This is a genomic window from Allobosea sp. 10L417, from assembly GCF_056395485.1.
In genome coordinates this window covers 262,349-277,124 of sequence record NZ_JBFTJP010000006.1, presented here as the reverse complement: position 1 = coordinate 277,124, position 14,776 = coordinate 262,349, and the positions used below count along the sequence as shown (strand labels likewise).

The 14,776-nt window shown below is 66.8% G+C and carries 14 protein-coding genes; 7 read left to right on the top strand and 7 right to left on the bottom strand.

Annotated features, from left to right (window positions below):
- Nucleotide 1: 1 nt before the first annotated feature.
- The 3 genes from AC1DE3_RS17115 (at nt 2) to AC1DE3_RS17105 (ending at nt 2,074) form a co-directional block, all read left to right on the top strand.
- Nucleotides 2–1,183: an AGE family epimerase/isomerase gene (locus AC1DE3_RS17115; protein ID WP_476852592.1), complete on the top strand. Its 1,182-nt coding sequence runs from the start codon at nt 2–4 to the stop codon at nt 1,181–1,183.
- Entirely contained in the window at nt 1,164–1,475 is a 312-nt protein-coding gene (locus tag AC1DE3_RS17110; protein WP_476780412.1) for a DUF6522 family protein, read from the top strand. The genes AC1DE3_RS17115 and AC1DE3_RS17110 overlap by 20 nt, the downstream gene beginning before the upstream one ends.
- A 71-nt stretch (nt 1,476–1,546) precedes the next feature.
- A complete protein-coding gene (locus AC1DE3_RS17105; protein WP_476780413.1) occupies nt 1,547–2,074 on the top strand; it encodes an L-2-amino-thiazoline-4-carboxylic acid hydrolase in 528 nt (175 codons plus the stop codon).
- Between the two features lie 6 nt (nt 2,075–2,080).
- Here AC1DE3_RS17105 and AC1DE3_RS17100 read toward each other — a convergent pair whose 3' ends face one another.
- The gene (locus tag AC1DE3_RS17100; protein WP_476780414.1) at nt 2,081–5,089 is read right to left on the bottom strand and encodes an aminotransferase class III-fold pyridoxal phosphate-dependent enzyme; all 3,009 of its coding nucleotides are present in this window, start codon (nt 5,087–5,089) and stop codon (nt 2,081–2,083) included.
- A gap of 290 nt (nt 5,090–5,379) precedes the next feature.
- Nucleotides 5,380–6,798 carry an argininosuccinate lyase gene (gene argH / locus AC1DE3_RS17095; RefSeq protein WP_476780415.1) on the bottom strand — a complete coding sequence of 473 codons (1,419 nt, stop codon included), beginning with the start codon at nt 6,796–6,798 and terminating at the stop codon, nt 5,380–5,382.
- A gap of 150 nt (nt 6,799–6,948) precedes the next feature.
- On the opposite strand from argH, the gene AC1DE3_RS17090 reads away from it, so the two are divergent.
- From AC1DE3_RS17090 to AC1DE3_RS17080, 3 genes are read left to right on the top strand one after another with little or no spacing between them, the layout of a single operon-like run.
- Nucleotides 6,949–8,064 (top strand): aminotransferase class I/II-fold pyridoxal phosphate-dependent enzyme, encoded by a 1,116-nt coding sequence (locus AC1DE3_RS17090; protein ID WP_476780416.1) that lies wholly within the window; start codon nt 6,949–6,951, stop codon nt 8,062–8,064.
- 10 nt (nt 8,065–8,074) lie between these two features.
- A complete protein-coding gene (locus AC1DE3_RS17085; RefSeq protein WP_476797521.1) occupies nt 8,075–8,692 on the top strand; it encodes a helix-turn-helix transcriptional regulator in 618 nt (205 codons plus the stop codon).
- Nucleotides 8,685–9,638 (top strand): Rossmann-fold NAD(P)-binding domain-containing protein, encoded by a 954-nt coding sequence (locus AC1DE3_RS17080; RefSeq protein WP_476780418.1) that lies wholly within the window; start codon nt 8,685–8,687, stop codon nt 9,636–9,638. Before AC1DE3_RS17085 ends, AC1DE3_RS17080 begins: the two co-directional genes overlap by 8 nt.
- A 121-nt stretch (nt 9,639–9,759) precedes the next feature.
- Here AC1DE3_RS17080 and AC1DE3_RS17075 read toward each other — a convergent pair whose 3' ends face one another.
- Nucleotides 9,760–10,869, bottom strand: coding sequence for an aminotransferase class I/II-fold pyridoxal phosphate-dependent enzyme (locus AC1DE3_RS17075; protein ID WP_476780419.1), 1,110 nt, complete (start codon nt 10,867–10,869; stop codon nt 9,760–9,762).
- A 349-nt stretch (nt 10,870–11,218) separates the two neighbouring features.
- On the opposite strand from AC1DE3_RS17075, the gene AC1DE3_RS17070 reads away from it, so the two are divergent.
- On the top strand, nt 11,219–11,497 hold the full coding sequence (locus AC1DE3_RS17070) for a hypothetical protein (protein WP_476797518.1): 279 nt from the start codon (nt 11,219–11,221) through the stop codon (nt 11,495–11,497).
- Nucleotides 11,498–11,558: 61 nt separating this feature from the next.
- Here the strand turns inward: AC1DE3_RS17070 and AC1DE3_RS17065 are convergent, their stop codons facing one another.
- The 4 genes from AC1DE3_RS17065 to AC1DE3_RS17050 are packed head-to-tail and all read right to left on the bottom strand — an operon-like array spanning nt 11,559 to nt 14,668.
- Nucleotides 11,559–12,407, bottom strand: coding sequence for a transporter substrate-binding domain-containing protein (locus AC1DE3_RS17065; protein WP_476780420.1), 849 nt, complete (start codon nt 12,405–12,407; stop codon nt 11,559–11,561).
- 46 nt (nt 12,408–12,453) lie between these two features.
- Nucleotides 12,454–13,227: an ABC transporter ATP-binding protein gene (locus AC1DE3_RS17060; protein WP_476780421.1), complete on the bottom strand. Its 774-nt coding sequence runs from the start codon at nt 13,225–13,227 to the stop codon at nt 12,454–12,456.
- Nucleotides 13,224–13,949, bottom strand: coding sequence for an ABC transporter permease (locus AC1DE3_RS17055; protein WP_476780422.1), 726 nt, complete (start codon nt 13,947–13,949; stop codon nt 13,224–13,226). The genes AC1DE3_RS17060 and AC1DE3_RS17055 overlap by 4 nt, the downstream gene beginning before the upstream one ends.
- Nucleotides 13,949–14,668 (bottom strand): ABC transporter permease, encoded by a 720-nt coding sequence (locus tag AC1DE3_RS17050; RefSeq protein WP_476780423.1) that lies wholly within the window; start codon nt 14,666–14,668, stop codon nt 13,949–13,951. Before AC1DE3_RS17050 ends, AC1DE3_RS17055 begins: the two co-directional genes overlap by 1 nt.
- Nucleotides 14,669–14,776 lie beyond the last annotated feature (108 nt).

Genomic DNA, 14,776 nt, shown 5'->3' with positions numbered 1-14,776 from the left:
CATGCTCGACCTGTCGCCTGCCGGCCTGCAGCGCTGGACCCATGGAACGCTGATCCCGGCCTGGATCGAGCGCGCGGTCGACCGCAAGGTGGGCGGCTTCGTCGAAGAGTTCACGCCGGATGGTCGGCAGGTCACCGCGCCCGATCGCAGCGCGCTGACGACGGCGCGCCTGACCTATACCTTTAGCCACGCCGCCCGACTAAGCGGAAGCCAGGCGGCGCTGGAGGCGGCGCAGTACGGCTTCTCGCTGCTGCTGAAGGCGCAGGAAGCCAACGGCTATGTGCCGAAGCGCTTCCTGCCCAGCGGAGCGGCAAGCGTGCCGCGTCGCGATCTCTACGATCTCGCCTTCGTGCTGTTCGGCTGCGCGCATTATCACCGCACGACCGGCGACACAGCTGCCATTCGCCTTGCCGGGGCGACGATGGATCTCATCGAGACGGAGCTTTCTGCTCCGCTTGGCGGCTATGCCGAGGACGATCTTGGCACGCTGCCGCGCCGCCAGAACCCGCATATGCATCTGCTCGAAGCCTTCCATGCGCTTGCGGAAGCGACCGGCGACCAGCGCTGGATCGATGCCGCCGACCGCATCGTCCGGCTGGCGGCGGAACACTTCATCGACGCCAGGGGCACGCTCGGCGAGTTCTTCACGCCGGACTGGCAGCCCGTGGCCGGCGATGCGGGCCGGTTGCGCGAGCCCGGGCATCAGTTCGAATGGGTCTGGCTGCTGCATCACCATCACCGCCTGACCGGCTGGGACAAGGCGCGTTCGCTTGCCGACGGGCTTTACAGCTTCGGACTCGTGCACGGGCTCGACCGCGCGCGGGGGCTCCCGGCGCTGGTGCTCGATGGCGTTGACCCCGAGGGCGCTGTCGTCGCCTCGACGAAGCTGCTCTGGCCGCAGACCGAGTTCATCAAGGCGCTCGGCGCGCGTTTCGAATTCGCCGGGGATAAAGATGCCGGCTCGCGGCTGCCGCAGCACCTCGACCTGATGTTCCGCCACTTCGTCGATGCGCGGACCGGGCTCTGGCACAACCAGCTCGACCGTGCAGGTGGGCCCCTGCCGGTATCGCTGCCGTCCCGCGTCCTCTATCATCTCTTCCTGTCTCTGGCCGAAACGCTGCGGATCATGCCGCCGCCATCGGCCACGTCTCCGGAAGTGAGCGATGGAACAGGAGCGCGCTGAGCCGGCCGGGGCTCCGATCATCCGCGATGCCAGCGGAGCCTTCGTGCTGGATGCGGAGCGTATCGCGGCCCGCTTCGGCTGGTCGTCGGCGGAATGGCTGGAGATGCAGCGCCGCGGCCTCGTGACCAGCCGCGTCGAACGCGGCGAAGGCGAGGATCAGGGCCGCTGGCGGCTCTCGGTGCATTGCGGCAACCGGCGCTGGTTCGCGATCGTCTCCGACGACGGCACCGTGATCGAGGAGAAGCTCGACTTCCTGCCGTCGCCACCGCGCCGCGTGCTTCGGCCGAGCTGACCACCGGTTTTCCGCGACGCCCCGCATGTTCTAAACTTGCGCCGCCGCATGCAGACAGACGGAGGAAAGCGATGAGCGAGACGGAGCAACCGGCCGAGCCAGGCGATAGCCCGGTCTTCGACGGCGAGATCGGCATCCTCGCCCGCAGGCGGATCGAGGCCGGCATCGTCGCGCCGATCTATGAGGAGATGCGCGAGCGCCTGGGCGAGGAGATGGCGCAGTCGATCCTCGATCGGGCGATCCGCAAGGCGGCGATCGCGGCCGGGCAATCCTTCGCCGACAAGACGCCGGGCGGCACCAGCCTGCGCAGCTTCCAGGAATTGCAGGCGCTGTGGACGCAGGACGACGCGCTCGTCATCGAGGTGGTCAAGGCGACCGACACCGAGTTCGACTACAATGTCCATCGCTGCCGTTATGCCGAGACCTATCGCGAGATGGGGCTCGGCAAGATCGGCCACCTGCTCTCCTGCAACCGCGACGGCGTGTTCTGCACGGGCTACGACCCGCGCATCACGCTCGAACGCACGCAGACGATCATGGGCGGCGCGACCCACTGCAACTTTCGCTACACGCTGCAGCAGGAGCCGAAGGCCGGCTGAGGCGGCTCAGCGCGCCGCCTCGACCTCGCGCAGGCAGATCCTCAGCCGGTCGAGGATCATCTCGACATCATCCGCACCGACCGTCAGCGGCGGGCGAATCTTGAGGATATTGTCGGCCGGGCCTTCGCGCCCGACGAGGATGCGCATGTCGCGCAGGCGGTTCATGACATGCGCCGCCGCGTCCGTCGCGGGCTCCAGCGTCTCGCGGTCCGTGACCAGCTCCAGGCCGAGGAAGAGGCCGATGCCGCGCACGTCGCCGACGCTCGGATAGTCCGCCATCAGCGCGCGCATGCCTGCGAGCAGCTTGTCGCCCATCGCCTTGGCATTGGCCGAGAGCCCTTCCTCCTCGACGATGTCGAGCACTTCGGAGGCGATGCGGCAGGAGAGGTTCGAGCCGCCGAAGGTCGAGAAATACTCCGGTCCTTCCGCGAAGCGCTCGGCGATGGCGCGGGTGGTGATGACCGCGCCGATCGGGTGGCCGTTGCCGAGCGGCTTGCCGAGCACGACGATATCCGGCCGCACGGCCTGCTGCTCGAAGCCGAAATAATAGTCGCCGAGGCGGCCGAGCCCGGTCTGGACTTCGTCGGCGATGCAGATGCCGCCTGCGGTGCGGATGCGCTCATAGACCGCGGCGAGATAGCCGGGCGGCGGGATGATCTGGCCGCCGACGCTCGGGAAGGTCTCGGCGATGAAGCCGGCGACCTTGCCGCCGCGCTCCGCGATGGCCGTCAGCGCGCCGTCGACCTGCTCAGCGTAATGCAGCGCCCGGTCGGCATCGTCACGGCGGTAGCGGCCGCGATAATCGTCGGCGACGTCGATGAGTTGCACCCAGGGCTTGCGGCCGCCCATGTTCGGCTTGTTGAACTTGTAGGCGGAGATGTCGATCGCGCCGGTGGTGTTGCCGTGATAGCCGTGATCGGGCGTGACGATGTCGTAACCGCCGCTGGCGGCCCGCGCGAGGCGCAGCGCCAGTTCGTTCGCTTCCGAGCCGGAATTGACGAAGAAACAGACCTCCAGCTCCTGGGGGAGCTTGGCGGTGAGGCGCTCGGCCAGCGCCATCGGCGCTGGGTGCAGATAGCGCGTATTGGAGTTCATCCGCGCGAGCTGGTCCATCGCTACCTTGCGGATGCGCGGATGGGCGTGGCCGACATGGGGCACGTTGTTATAGGCGTCGAGATAGGGCCGGCCCATCGCGTCGAAGAGATGATGGCGCCAGCCGCGCAGGAAGGTGACCGGCTTCTTGTAGCTGAGCTTGAGATTGGCGCCGAAGCGAGCCTTGCGCTCGGCCAGCAGCGCGGCCTCGTCGATCGCCTGATAGGCGACGACCTCGTCGGGCAGGTTGAGCAGGGCGGCGGGGTTCGGGCAGATCGCCTGCCAGAGCGCCCAGTCGTCGGGATCGGCGACGCCCGGCCAATCATGTCCCATGCCGTCCAGCGTCAGCGCCAGCTGGAAATGCAGATGCGGCTCCCAGCCGCCATTCTCTTCGGCCGGGCCCAGCCTGGCGAAAGCCTCGCCGGCGGCGATCTCCTGGCCTTGCTTCAACTTGGCCGCGCCATCGGCGGCGAGGTGGCCGTAGAGCGTGTGGAAGACGTCGCCTGCGGGCGTGCTATGCTCGAGGATGACGACGCCGCCATAATCGAGATGGCCGTTGCGGTTCTCCGCCAGCGCGACCTTGCCGGCGAGGGGCGCACGAACCGGCTCGCCTGCCGGGCCGAACACATCGATCGCCATGTGGATGGTGCGGCGGTTCGAGGCCAGCCAGCGGCCCTTGCGGAAGGCCTTGTCGGTATAGACCAGCCGCGGCTCACCGTACTGGCCGAGCCACCACTCGGATGTGATACCGAGCCCGGTGCCGAGATTGCGGGCCTCGTCGGCACGCAGTTCGAACGGGTTCTGCGGGATCGTCGCCTCGGCGACGCCGAGCGAGCCGACCGGGAGACCGTCGAGCGGGCGGCCAAGCACGGGCGCGAAGCTGCCGCGCTGTCCGGCGATCCAGCTCGCGATGCGACCGGCAGCGTCGGTGACGGGCAGGCCGCAGGCATTGCGTAGCCGCGCGCCCATCAATTCGCCGTCGATGGCGGGGTTCTCCAGCAGGCGCCAGGCGGGGGCTTGCGAGATCGTCACATAGGGGTCGTTCGGGCGGCCCTTGGCCTCGATGGTCGAGTTCACGACACTGACCGCGAGCCGCATCCGCACGAGCGGCCAGATCAGGCCGATCTCTTCGGCGCTCAGCGGCGAGACGCCATGATAGCCGGCGATTAAAGCGGCGAGCGCGGCTTCGGGAGTCTCGTGGTCGAGAATGGCATAGGCGGCGGCGATGGCGATCTCGCAGACACGTGGACCATTGGTCATGTCGCCGAAATCGATCAGGCCGCTAATCCGGGTGGGTTCGCCGAGACGCGGCTCGACGAGGATGTTGAAGTCGTTGAGGTCGTTATGGATGGTCTGGCACGGCAGCTTGTCGAGCGCGGGCTTCAGCCCCTCGTAGGCTGCAACGATCCCCGCCACGAGCGGGCGACGCGCGCCTTCGAGAACATCGAGATGCGGCTTGATCCAAGCGGCCTCGGTCAGATCCCATTTCGCAGCATCCGGCGCGGCGGTGACCTCGAAATCACGCAGGGCGAGGTCGAGGCGCGCGGTCAGCGCGCCGAGCTCGGCGAGGACGGCGGGCGGCTGCGGCCCGGCTTCGCCCATCGGGATGCCCTGGAAGGCGCGCTGGACCCAGACCATGCGCTGCTGGCCCTGAGCATCCGGAACGTTCTGCCAGAAGCGGTTGCCCTCGGCGGGGATCAGGCGGGGCAGCGGCAGCGTGGGATCGGCGGCGAGGGCATGGCTGATCGCGGCGCATTGCTGGTCGACCAGAGCCGGCTCACCTTGCGGACGCATCGCCTTGACGATGACGTCGCCTTCGGCGGTCCTGCCGCGGAAGTTGAGATCGTATTCGCCGCCGAGTTGGCGCAGCCCGCCATCGATGCCGAACCGCTCGGCCACCCCACGCAACCAGACGTGTTCCATCTCGCCTCCCCGCGGCAGAGCTACACGGGCTCCGCGCTCATTTCTTCAGGCCCGGTCGAATCGACCGGCGCCGTCATCCATAGCCAGAAAGGCAGCCGGTTTGATCCCGCAAAGTTTGCGTGACGGCGGCTGCCGGGATGCGTGGGGCGAGGGCGATTGTCACTCCGGGGCGCGCCAAAGGCGCGAACCCGGAACCCACGACCGAGTGAGACATCCTGTGTTCGGTTGCTGGCCGCTCACCCAGTCGTGGATTCCGGGTTCTTCGCTGCGCGAAGCCCCGGAATGACAATTCAATCCTGGATCGGCTTGCTGGATAACCAACGCCCTTTCGCCCGCTCGATCGCTTCGCGCACGGTGTCGGGGGCGGTCCCGCCATAGCTGCGGCGGCTGCGGACGGAATGCTCCGGTGCCAGCACCTCGAAGACCGCGGCGCTGATCCGGGGATCGACCGAGCGCATGGCATCGAGGTCGAGTGCCTGCAGGGTGCAGCCCTTGTCCTCGGCGAGAGCAACGACGCGGGCGGTGATGTGATGGGCGTCGCGAAAGGGGATGCCGGCCTCGCGCACCAGCCAGTCGGCGAGGTCGGTCGCGGTCGGGAATCCGCGATCGAGGAAGGCACGCATGTTTCCCGGGCGCACCGTCAGGTCGCGGACCATGCCGGTGGTGGCGGCGACGCAGAGCTCGACGGTTTCGAGCGCGTCGAACATCGGCTCTTTGTCCTCCTGCATGTCCTTCATGAAGGTCATCGGCAGGCCCTTGACCGTCATCAGCAGGGCGGTGAGCGAGCCGACGACGCGGCCGGTCTTGCCGCGCACTAGCTCGGCGGCGTCAGGGTTGCGCTTTTGCGGCATGATCGAGGATCCCGTCGTGAAGGCGTCCGACAGCGCGATGAAGCGGAAGCCGTCGCTGCACCAGAGCGTGATCTCCTCGTTGATACGGGAGAGATGCACGGCGAGCATCGAGCAGCAGAACAGAAGCTCGCAGATATGATCGCGCGAGCCGACCGAATCCATCGAGTTCTCGGTCGGCCGAGCGAAGCCGAGTTCGGCAGCCGTGAACTCCCGGTCGATCGGGAAGGCGGTGCCGGCGAGCGCGGCGGCGCCGAGCGGCGAGATATTGGTGCGCTGGCGTGCGCCGGCCAGTCGTTCGCGGTCGCGCCCGAACATCTCGACATAGGCCATCAGGTGGTGGCCGAAGGTCACGGGCTGGGCGACCTGCATATGGGTGAAGCCGGGCATGATCGTTTCGGCATGCTCGCCCGCGCGCTCGATCAGCGCGCGCTGCAGGTCCTGGATCACGCCGTCCAGCCCGTCGATGGCGTCGCGCATCCAGAGGCGGACATCGGTGACGGCCTGGTCGTTGCGGCTGCGGGCGGTGTGGAGGCGCCCAGCGGGCTCGCCGATGATCTCCTTGAGACGCGCTTCCACGTTCATGTGGATGTCCTCGAGGTCGATGCTGAACTGGAGTTCGCCGCGGTCGATCTCGCCGCGGATCTGGTCGAGACCGGCCTGGATGCGCTCGTTGTCCGCGCTCGCGATGATGCCCTGGCGGGCGAGCATTGCGGCATGGGTCTTGGACGCCGCGATGTCCTGCCGGTAGAGCCGGTAGTCGAAGCCGATCGAGGGATTGATCCGGCGCATCACATCGGCCGGAGCCATGGTAAAGCGACCGCCCCACATCTTGTTGGCACCGGGTTTCTGGTCGGACATGATGGGCTCTCCGGGAGCGGCTGCGACGTCGTCGTCAAGGGATAGCAATCGAGATTTGGACTGTAAATTCCAAAATCGACCTTGACGTCCAAATGATGCCCATCATACTTGCGGGAGATGCGGCCGATCGGCCGTTGCGGGATGGGCAGCATGAAGATCGAAGAATTCAGCCTGGAGCGTATCCAGTCGCTCTACGAGAACACTGTCGAGTTCAATCTATCCGATAGCGGCGTCCATCCCTACTCGCTGAACGAATTGCTGAGCGCCGAGCAGCGCGCCAAACTGATGGAGGTCGAGCTCGGCTATGGCTGGACCAATGGCGCGGTCGAACTGCGCGAGGACATCGCCAAGCTCTACCGCAACCGGACCGCGGACGAGGTGATCGTCACCAACGGCTCGGCTGAAGCCAATTTCCTGATGGTGATGTCGCTGATCGAGCCGGGCGACGAGATCGTCGTCTTCGTGCCGAACTACCTGCAGATCTGGGGCTGGGCGCGGGCGATCGGCGCCACGGTCAAGGAAGTGAAGCTGCGCGAGGAGCTGGGCTGGACGCCCGATCTCGACGAGGTCCGCCAGGCGATCACGCCGCGCACCAAGTTGATGACGATCTGCAACCCGAACAACCCGACCGGCAGCCTGCTTTCGCGCGAGACGATGGACGCGCTTGTCGAGATTGCCCGGGCGCAGGGCTGCTACCTCCATGCCGACGAGGTCTACAAGGGCGCCGAGCTCGAAACCGACGAGCCGCCCAGCTTCGCCGATCTCTACGACAAGGCGATCATCACCAGCGGGCTCTCCAAGGCGATGGCGCTGCCGGGCCTGCGCATCGGCTGGCTGGTCGGGCCGGCCAAGGACATCTACACGGCCTGGCAGAACAAGGACTACACCTCGATCACGACGAGCGCGCTGAGCGAGCATATCGCCCGCATCGTCATCCAGCCGGCGAAGCGCGCCGAGATTCTGCAGCGAAGCAAGACCATCCTGCGGGAGAATCTCGCGTTGCTCTCGAACTGGGTGAAGGCGAATGACGAGTTCTTCTCCTTCGTGCCGCCCAAGGCCGGCGGCATGGCCTTCATCAAATACAGCCACTCGATGAACTCGACCGAGTTGGTGCATCGCTTGCGCGAGGAGCGCGGCATCATGCTGCTGCCGGGCGATGTCTACGGGATGGACGGCTATATCCGCATCGGCATCGGCGCGCCGGGGGACCACCTCTCCGCCGGGCTGGAGCGACTGAGCGACTATCTCAAGTCGCAGCCGCGCTGACGCCGCGCGCATGACGCCGGAACTCGCACCCTATCTGCCGGTCTGCGATGCGGTGGCGCTGCTGTTCCGGCCGCATGCCGAAGTCGTGCTGCACGACCTGGCGTCGCAGAGCGTCGTGCATATCGCCGGGAATTTCTCGCAGCGCGTGCTGGGCGAGCCGTCCCTGCTCGACGAGATCGGCTTCGATCCCGACGAAACGATCATCGGCCCCTACGAGAAGGTGAACTGGGACGGGCGGCGGCTGAAGTCGATCAGCATCGTGCTTTCGGCCGGAACCAAAGCGATTGGCGTGCTCTGCATCAATGTCGATGTCTCGCAGTTCCACGCGCTGATGCAGACGCTGTCCGCACTGGCGACTGTACCGGCCGGCGTGGAGAAGCCGCAGGCGCTGTTCAAGGAAGATTGGCACGAGCGGATTAACGAGTTCGTGCAGCAATGGACGCAAAGCCGTGGCCTTGCCGTGACCAGCCTTAGCCGGGCCGAGAAGCGCGAACTGGTGGCGGATCTCGCCGCCAACGGCGCCTTCGGTGGGCGCAATGCGGCCGCCTATATCTCGCGCATCCTCGGGCTCGCCCGCGCAACCGTCTACAACTACCTCAACCAGGCCAACGAGGCCCCGGATGCTTGACCTGTCGCGCGCTGAGATCGAGGCCGCCGTCGATCTCGACCGGGCCTTCATCGCGCTGGAGGAGGGGTTCAAGGCGGCTGCTGCCGGCCAGGTGCAGATGCCGCCGGTCGGTTATCTCGGCTTCCCCGCGCATCATGGCGATTGCCATATCAAGTTTGGCCATATCGCCGGCGATTCCATCTTCGTCGTGAAGATCGCGACGGGGTTCTACGACAACCCGGCCAAGGGGCTGCCGACGACGAGCGGGATGATGATCGCGCTCTCGGCCGAGACCGGCGCTGTCGTCGCCATCCTGCGGGACGAGGGCTGGCTGACCGATCTCAGGACGGCGCTGGCCGGGGCCATCGCGACGCGGGCGGGGATGCGGGCCGATGCGCGCCGGATCGGGATCGTGGGCGCCGGCACGCAGGCGCGTTTCCAGATCCGCGCTGCTGCGCATCTGCTGCGGGAGCGCGAGCCGCGCTTTGCGGTGTGGGGGCGCTCGCCTGAAAAGCTGGAGGCGTTGCGGCGCGATCTTGACGGGGAGGGGATCGTCGTCGAGACGGCGGCGGAGCTGGAAGCGCTCTGCGCACAGTCGGATGCGCTCATCACCGTGACCCCGGCCGCTGCGCCGATCATCCGCGACGACTGGGTCAAGCCGGGGACGCATATTACCGCGCTCGGAGCCGATGCGCCGGGAAAGCAGGAGCTGGACACCGCGTTGGTGGCGCTCGCCGACATCCGGATCGCGGATTCGCTAGAGCAGAGCCTCGACCATGGCGAGTTCGCCGCCGCTGCGGCTGTCGGGCTGATCGATGCAGGCGATTGCGTCGAACTGGGGGCGGTGCTGGCGGGGGACGTGCCGGCGCGGCGCTCCGACGACGACATTACCATCGCCGACCTCACGGGGATCGCGGTGCAGGACATCGCGATCACGCGGGTGGTGCTGGAGGGGATTGGGCGCTGAAGACTCGTTCCGGCCGTCATTCTCGGGCTTGATCCGAGAATCTCTGGACAGTGAGGCACGGGAGTCTTCTTCGGAGATGCTCGGGTCAAGCCCGAGCATGATGGCGAGGCGGAAAGGCTCGTCAGCCCTTGTGACGCGCCAGAAAGCGATCCATCCGCGCCAGCCCGTCCCGCAGCACCTCGGTCGGCACGCCGATGCCGATGCGGATGTGGTTCTCGATGCCGAACCAGCTTCCGGCGACGACGAAGACGCTCTCTTCCTCGCGCAGCTTCTGCGAGAAGACCTCCGAGGACATGTTGAGCGAATAGCGCAGGAAGGCCATGCCGCCGGCCTGAGGACGCCGCCATGACCAGTCGTTATGCTGCGCCATCCATTGCGCAACGAGATCGGCATTGCTGCGCAGCAAATCGCGACCGCGCGCGAGCAGGCGACCGCGCGTTTCCGGCCGCATCACCTCTTCCGCGAGGATCTGGCTGAGGATGCCGCTGCCGATGGTGGTGTAGTCCTGTCGCTCGGCCGCGGCGGAGACGACCTCCGCGGGAGCGACGATCCAGCCCAGACGGAGGCCCGGGCAGGCGAAGGATTTCGACAGGCTCGAGGTGACGAGCACCTTGGGGTAGCTGCCCCAGAGCGTCTGCGTCTCCGCGCCGTCGATCTCGCCGCCGCGGTAGATCTCGTCGACGATGAGCCAGGCGTCGTTACGCTCGGCGGCCTCGATGAGAACGGCGCGGCTCGCGGCAGAAAGCACGCTGCCGGTCGGGTTGGCCGGGTTGGTCACGGCGATGGCCTTGGCGCCGGCAGCGACCGCGGCGAGCTGCTCTGCGTCGATCTGCCAGTCGCTCTCGCCGGAGAGTTCGAGCCGGCGAATGTCGAAGCCGAGCGCGCGGCCGAGGCCGTCGATCTGCATGAAGTTAGGCAGGGCGAAGACCAGCGCGTCGCCGGGCTCGAACAGCGCCATCAACGCGATCATCGTCGCCTCGGAGGAGCCGTTGGTCACCAGCACATTGGCGGCGGTGGCGCCCGGATACCAGGAGGCGATGTTGGCGCGCAGGTCCGGCCGGCCGTCGGTCCAGCCATAGCCGAGAGGCTGCTTGAGCAGGTCGCGCGCCGCCTGTTCGCCCAGAATATCCTCGATCGCCCAGGGATGGACGCCGCTTTCGGTCAGATTGATCTCGACGTCGTTCTCGAAGAGCGTCTGATTCCGCTCCATCTGGAAAATGTCGAACTTCACGGGAGCCTCCGGCAATGCCGCACCGAGCCCCGCTATCGTAGGGCAGCGCGTTTGCCTGATCTGTGAGGCCGGGCGGCCGAGGGGTCAAGTCAAATTTGGACAATAAGTCCAATTTGGACTTGTTGTTTATTTACTCCGTGTTGCGGCGTCGGTTAGCGACCGGCCTGCACCGCCAGGGCCCGCAGCAGCGTCGAAGCCGGGTTCGATATCCTCGCCTATGCTCGGCTCGTTGTTTTTGTGGGTGATGCCGTTCTTGCGGCGGGTGTTCAGGGCATGGCCGCAATTCCGCCCGCCTTGTGGGGAACCTCGCCGCCCCCATATCCGTTGCGCCGCCATGCTCGAATCGATGATGCCCGCCCAGAACTTCCGCTTTCCCGGTGTCCTGAATTCCCAGGAGCTTCTCGTCGCAGAAGCCGTGCTCGCCAGAGCCTGGGCCGCGCTGGACTATGACGCGCGCACGGATGCGGAGCTTGAAGCGGAAGCGCGCGATCGTCTCGGGCGCATCATCCTGCAGGCGATGTCGCGCGGGCCGGGTTCGATTTCCGATCTTTCGGCCGCGGCCGTCGCCGAGTTCAAGGCGACCAAGCCGGCGATGCGCATCGAGATCGCCGGGCGGCAGGACGGCTGAGGCTCACTCAAAAAAGATCTGCGCGATCGCCGCATCGGACGATCGCGCAGGATAAGGCGCTTCAGCGCACCGTGACGTCGAAGCCGAAATACTTCTCGCCCAGCGTCTTGATGGTGCCGTCGGCATTGGCTTCGGCAATCGCCTTGTCGAACTTGGCCTTGAGTTCGGTGTCGCTCTTGCGCAGGCCGATGGCGCTGCCCTTGCCGACGATGCCGCCCTGGAAGCGCGGGCCGACCACGACCATGTCCTCGTTGCCCGCCTTCTTCGAGACGGTGGAGAGATAGGCCATCGAGGCCATGATCAGGTCGACGCGGCCGGCGGCGAGGTCGAGGTCGTGCTGCTCGGTGGTCTTGTACTCGCGGATCTCGACGAGCCCCTTGAAGTACTTCTCGAGGAAGGCGCCGTTGATCGTCGAGGTCTGCACGCCGATGATCTTGCCCTTGAGCAGGGGCTTCAGCTTCTCGATCTCGGCGAGCGCGCCGGCCTCGTCATTGCCCAGATGGAAGACCTTGCCGGTGTCCGGCAGGTCGGCGAGCGGGCTGCCCTTGATGACGGCGAAGGTCTGGCCGGTTGAGCCGTAGGGGGTCGAGAAGAGGATTGCCTCCTCGCGCTTCGGGGTGACCGACATCCCGGCCATGATCGCGTCGAACTTGCCGGCATTGAGGGCCGGGATCATGCCGTCGAAGGCCTGGGCCTCGATCGAGCAGTCGAGGTTCGCGCGCTTGCAGAGGTCCTTGTAGAGGTCGATCTCGAAGCCGGCGAGAGTGCCGTTGGCCTCGGTCCAGTTCCACGGACGGAAGGCGCCTTCGGTGGCGATGCGCACCTTCTGCGGCGCCTGGGCGAGGACGGGCGCGGCGAATGCGGTGGCGCCGAGCGCGGCGAGCGCGAACAGCTTTGCGATGGTCTTCATGGTCTCTTCCCTGATGATGCGGCCACGAGCGGCGCGCGGCTGAAGTTCAGCCCGCCAGAAACTGGCGGAAGCGTTCGGAACGGCTGGCGGTGAAGACCTGCTGCGGCGGGCCTTCCTCCTCGATCACCCCCTTGTGCAGGAACACGACCTTGCTGGAGACGTCGCGGGCGAAGCCCATCTCATGCGTCACGACCAGCATAGTGCGGCCTTCCTCGGCGAGCGAGCGCATCACGCGCAGCACTTCGCCGACGAGTTCGGGGTCGAGCGCCGAAGTCGGCTCGTCGAAGAGCATGACCTTCGGGCGCTGGGCGAGCGCGCGGGCGATGGCCGCGCGCTGCTGCTGGCCGCCGGAGAGATGCGCCGGATAGTGGTTGCGCTTGTCGGCGATGCCGACGCGGGCGAGCAGCGCCTCGGCTTCCTCGATGCATTCGGCGCGCGGACGGCCCTGCACATGGATGGGCGCCTCGATGACGTTCTCCAGTACCGTCATGTGCGACCAGAGATTGAAGTTCTGGAAGACCATACCGAGCTCGGTCCGGATTCGGTCGACCTGGCGCGGATCGGCCGGTCTCGTGCCGTTCGCCGTCTGCTGCAGGCGGATCGTCTCGCCGGCGACGGTGACGTCGCCGCTATCGGGCACCTCCAGCATGTTGATGCAGCGGAGCATGGTCGATTTGCCCGAGCCCGACGAGCCGAGGATCGAGACGACGTCGCCCTCGCGCGCCTCCAGCGAGATGCCCTTCAGCACTTCGAGCGAGCCGAAAGTCTTGCGCAGATTGGTGACGGAGACGGCCAGCGGGCGTTCTGAGGCGGCGCTCATGCGGAAGCTCCGGATTCGATGGTCGGGGCGGCGCCGGGGGCGGGGCGCAGATGCGGCGTCAGCCGGTATTCGGCGTATTGGACGAGCCGCGTCACGACGAAGTTGATGACGAGGTAGATCGCGCCGGCGACGATGAAGACCTCGATGGCGCGGTAGGTTTCCGAGATCAGCTTGGCGGCGAGCCCGGTAATCTCCATCAGCGTGATGATCGAGGCGAGCGAGGTCGCCTTGATCATCAGGATGAGTTCGTTGCCATAGCCCGGCAGGGCCTGGCGGATGGCGAGCGGCAGCACGATGCGGCGGAACATCAGGAAGCGCGTCATGCCGGCGGCACGGGCCGCCTCGATCTGCCCGGCTGGCACCGCCTGGAGCCCGCCGCGGAAGATCTCGCTGGCATAGGCAGCCGTGTTGAGCGAGAGCGCCAGCAGCGCGCACCAATAGGGATCGCGCAGCAAGGGCCAGGCGAAGCTGGCGCGGACCTCGCGGAACTGGCTCAGCCCGTAATAGATGATGAAGATCTGCACGAGCAGCGGCGTCGAGCGGAAGATGAAGACGTAGAAGCGCGCGAACCATTCCAACGGCGCGATGCCGGACATTCGCAGCCACGCCAGCAGCAGTGCCAGCACCGAGCCGCAGGCGACCGAGGAGAGCGCGAGCTTCAGCGTCAGTGGGATGCCGCCGATCAGCGTCAGCAGCGTCTCATACATGAAGGCGAAATCCATCACGCCCTCCGGAGGCCACGCGTGAAGCGCGTTTCGGCCGCGCGCAGCCCCCAGCCCGACACCGAGGAGATGACGAGGTAGAGGATCGCGGCGATGAAGAAGAAGGTGAAGGGCTGGCGGGTCGAGCCCGCGCCGATCTGGGCCTGGCGGAGGATCTCGACCAGGCCGGTGACCGAGATCAGCGCCGTTTCCTTCAGCACGAGCTGCCAGACATTGCCGAGGCCGGGCAGGGCATAGCGCAGCACCAGCGGGGCGATGATGCGCCTGAGCCTCAGAAACGGGCTCATGCCGCAGGCGATGGCGGCCTCGATCTCGCCGCGCGAGACGGCGCGGTACGCGCCTCGGAAGACCTCGGTGTGATAGGCGCCGGAGACGAAGCCGATGGCGAGTGCGCCGGCCAGGAAGCCGGGCAGGCTGATGAAGCCGGTCGCGCCGAAGAGACGGCCGAGCGGGGTCAGCACCGCGCTCGAGCCGAAATAGAACAGGTAGATCACCAGCAGGTCGGGGATGCCGCGCAGCACGGTGGTGTAGCCGTCGGCGAGGCGGCGCGTGACCGGGCCGCCGGAGAGCTTGGCCCAGGCGCCGAGCGCACCGATGATGGCGCCGAGCGCAAAGCCGCAGATTGCGACGGCGATCGTCATGCCGGTGGCGGCCAGCAGGGCGGGGCCCCAGCCATTGGCGCCGAAGCCGATGATCTCGAAGAAGCCAGGCTGGTTCATCGGCCCCTGCTTTCGACAAAAAGAAAGCCGCCGGATGGGAGGGGCAGGAAGCCCCGCCCATCCGAGCGGTGTGACGAGGCGCTTGTTTCCCGCAGCAGAGCGAATGCG

Bases quoted from the DNA above. Each gene is read 5' to 3' on its own strand.
- AC1DE3_RS17080 (WP_476780418.1), top strand. From the start codon at position 8,685: ATGCTTGACCTGTCGCGCGCTGAGATCGAGGCCGCCGTCGATCTCGAC.
- AC1DE3_RS17115 (WP_476852592.1), top strand. From the start codon at position 2: ATGCTCGACCTGTCGCCTGCCGGCCTGCAGCGCTGGACCCATGGAACG.
- AC1DE3_RS17055 (WP_476780422.1), bottom strand. From the start codon at position 13,949: ATGGATTTCGCCTTCATGTATGAGACGCTGCTGACGCTGATCGGCGGC.
- AC1DE3_RS17110 (WP_476780412.1), top strand. From the start codon at position 1,164: ATGGAACAGGAGCGCGCTGAGCCGGCCGGGGCTCCGATCATCCGCGAT.
- argH (WP_476780415.1), bottom strand. From the start codon at position 6,798: ATGTCCGACCAGAAACCCGGTGCCAACAAGATGTGGGGCGGTCGCTTT.
- AC1DE3_RS17105 (WP_476780413.1), top strand. From the start codon at position 1,547: ATGAGCGAGACGGAGCAACCGGCCGAGCCAGGCGATAGCCCGGTCTTC.
- AC1DE3_RS17085 (WP_476797521.1), top strand. From the start codon at position 8,075: ATGACGCCGGAACTCGCACCCTATCTGCCGGTCTGCGATGCGGTGGCG.
- AC1DE3_RS17065 (WP_476780420.1), bottom strand. From the start codon at position 12,407: ATGAAGACCATCGCAAAGCTGTTCGCGCTCGCCGCGCTCGGCGCCACC.
- AC1DE3_RS17090 (WP_476780416.1), top strand. From the start codon at position 6,949: ATGAAGATCGAAGAATTCAGCCTGGAGCGTATCCAGTCGCTCTACGAG.
- AC1DE3_RS17050 (WP_476780423.1), bottom strand. From the start codon at position 14,668: ATGAACCAGCCTGGCTTCTTCGAGATCATCGGCTTCGGCGCCAATGGC.
- AC1DE3_RS17100 (WP_476780414.1), bottom strand. From the start codon at position 5,089: ATGGAACACGTCTGGTTGCGTGGGGTGGCCGAGCGGTTCGGCATCGAT.
- AC1DE3_RS17070 (WP_476797518.1), top strand. From the start codon at position 11,219: ATGCCCGCCCAGAACTTCCGCTTTCCCGGTGTCCTGAATTCCCAGGAG.
- AC1DE3_RS17060 (WP_476780421.1), bottom strand. From the start codon at position 13,227: ATGAGCGCCGCCTCAGAACGCCCGCTGGCCGTCTCCGTCACCAATCTG.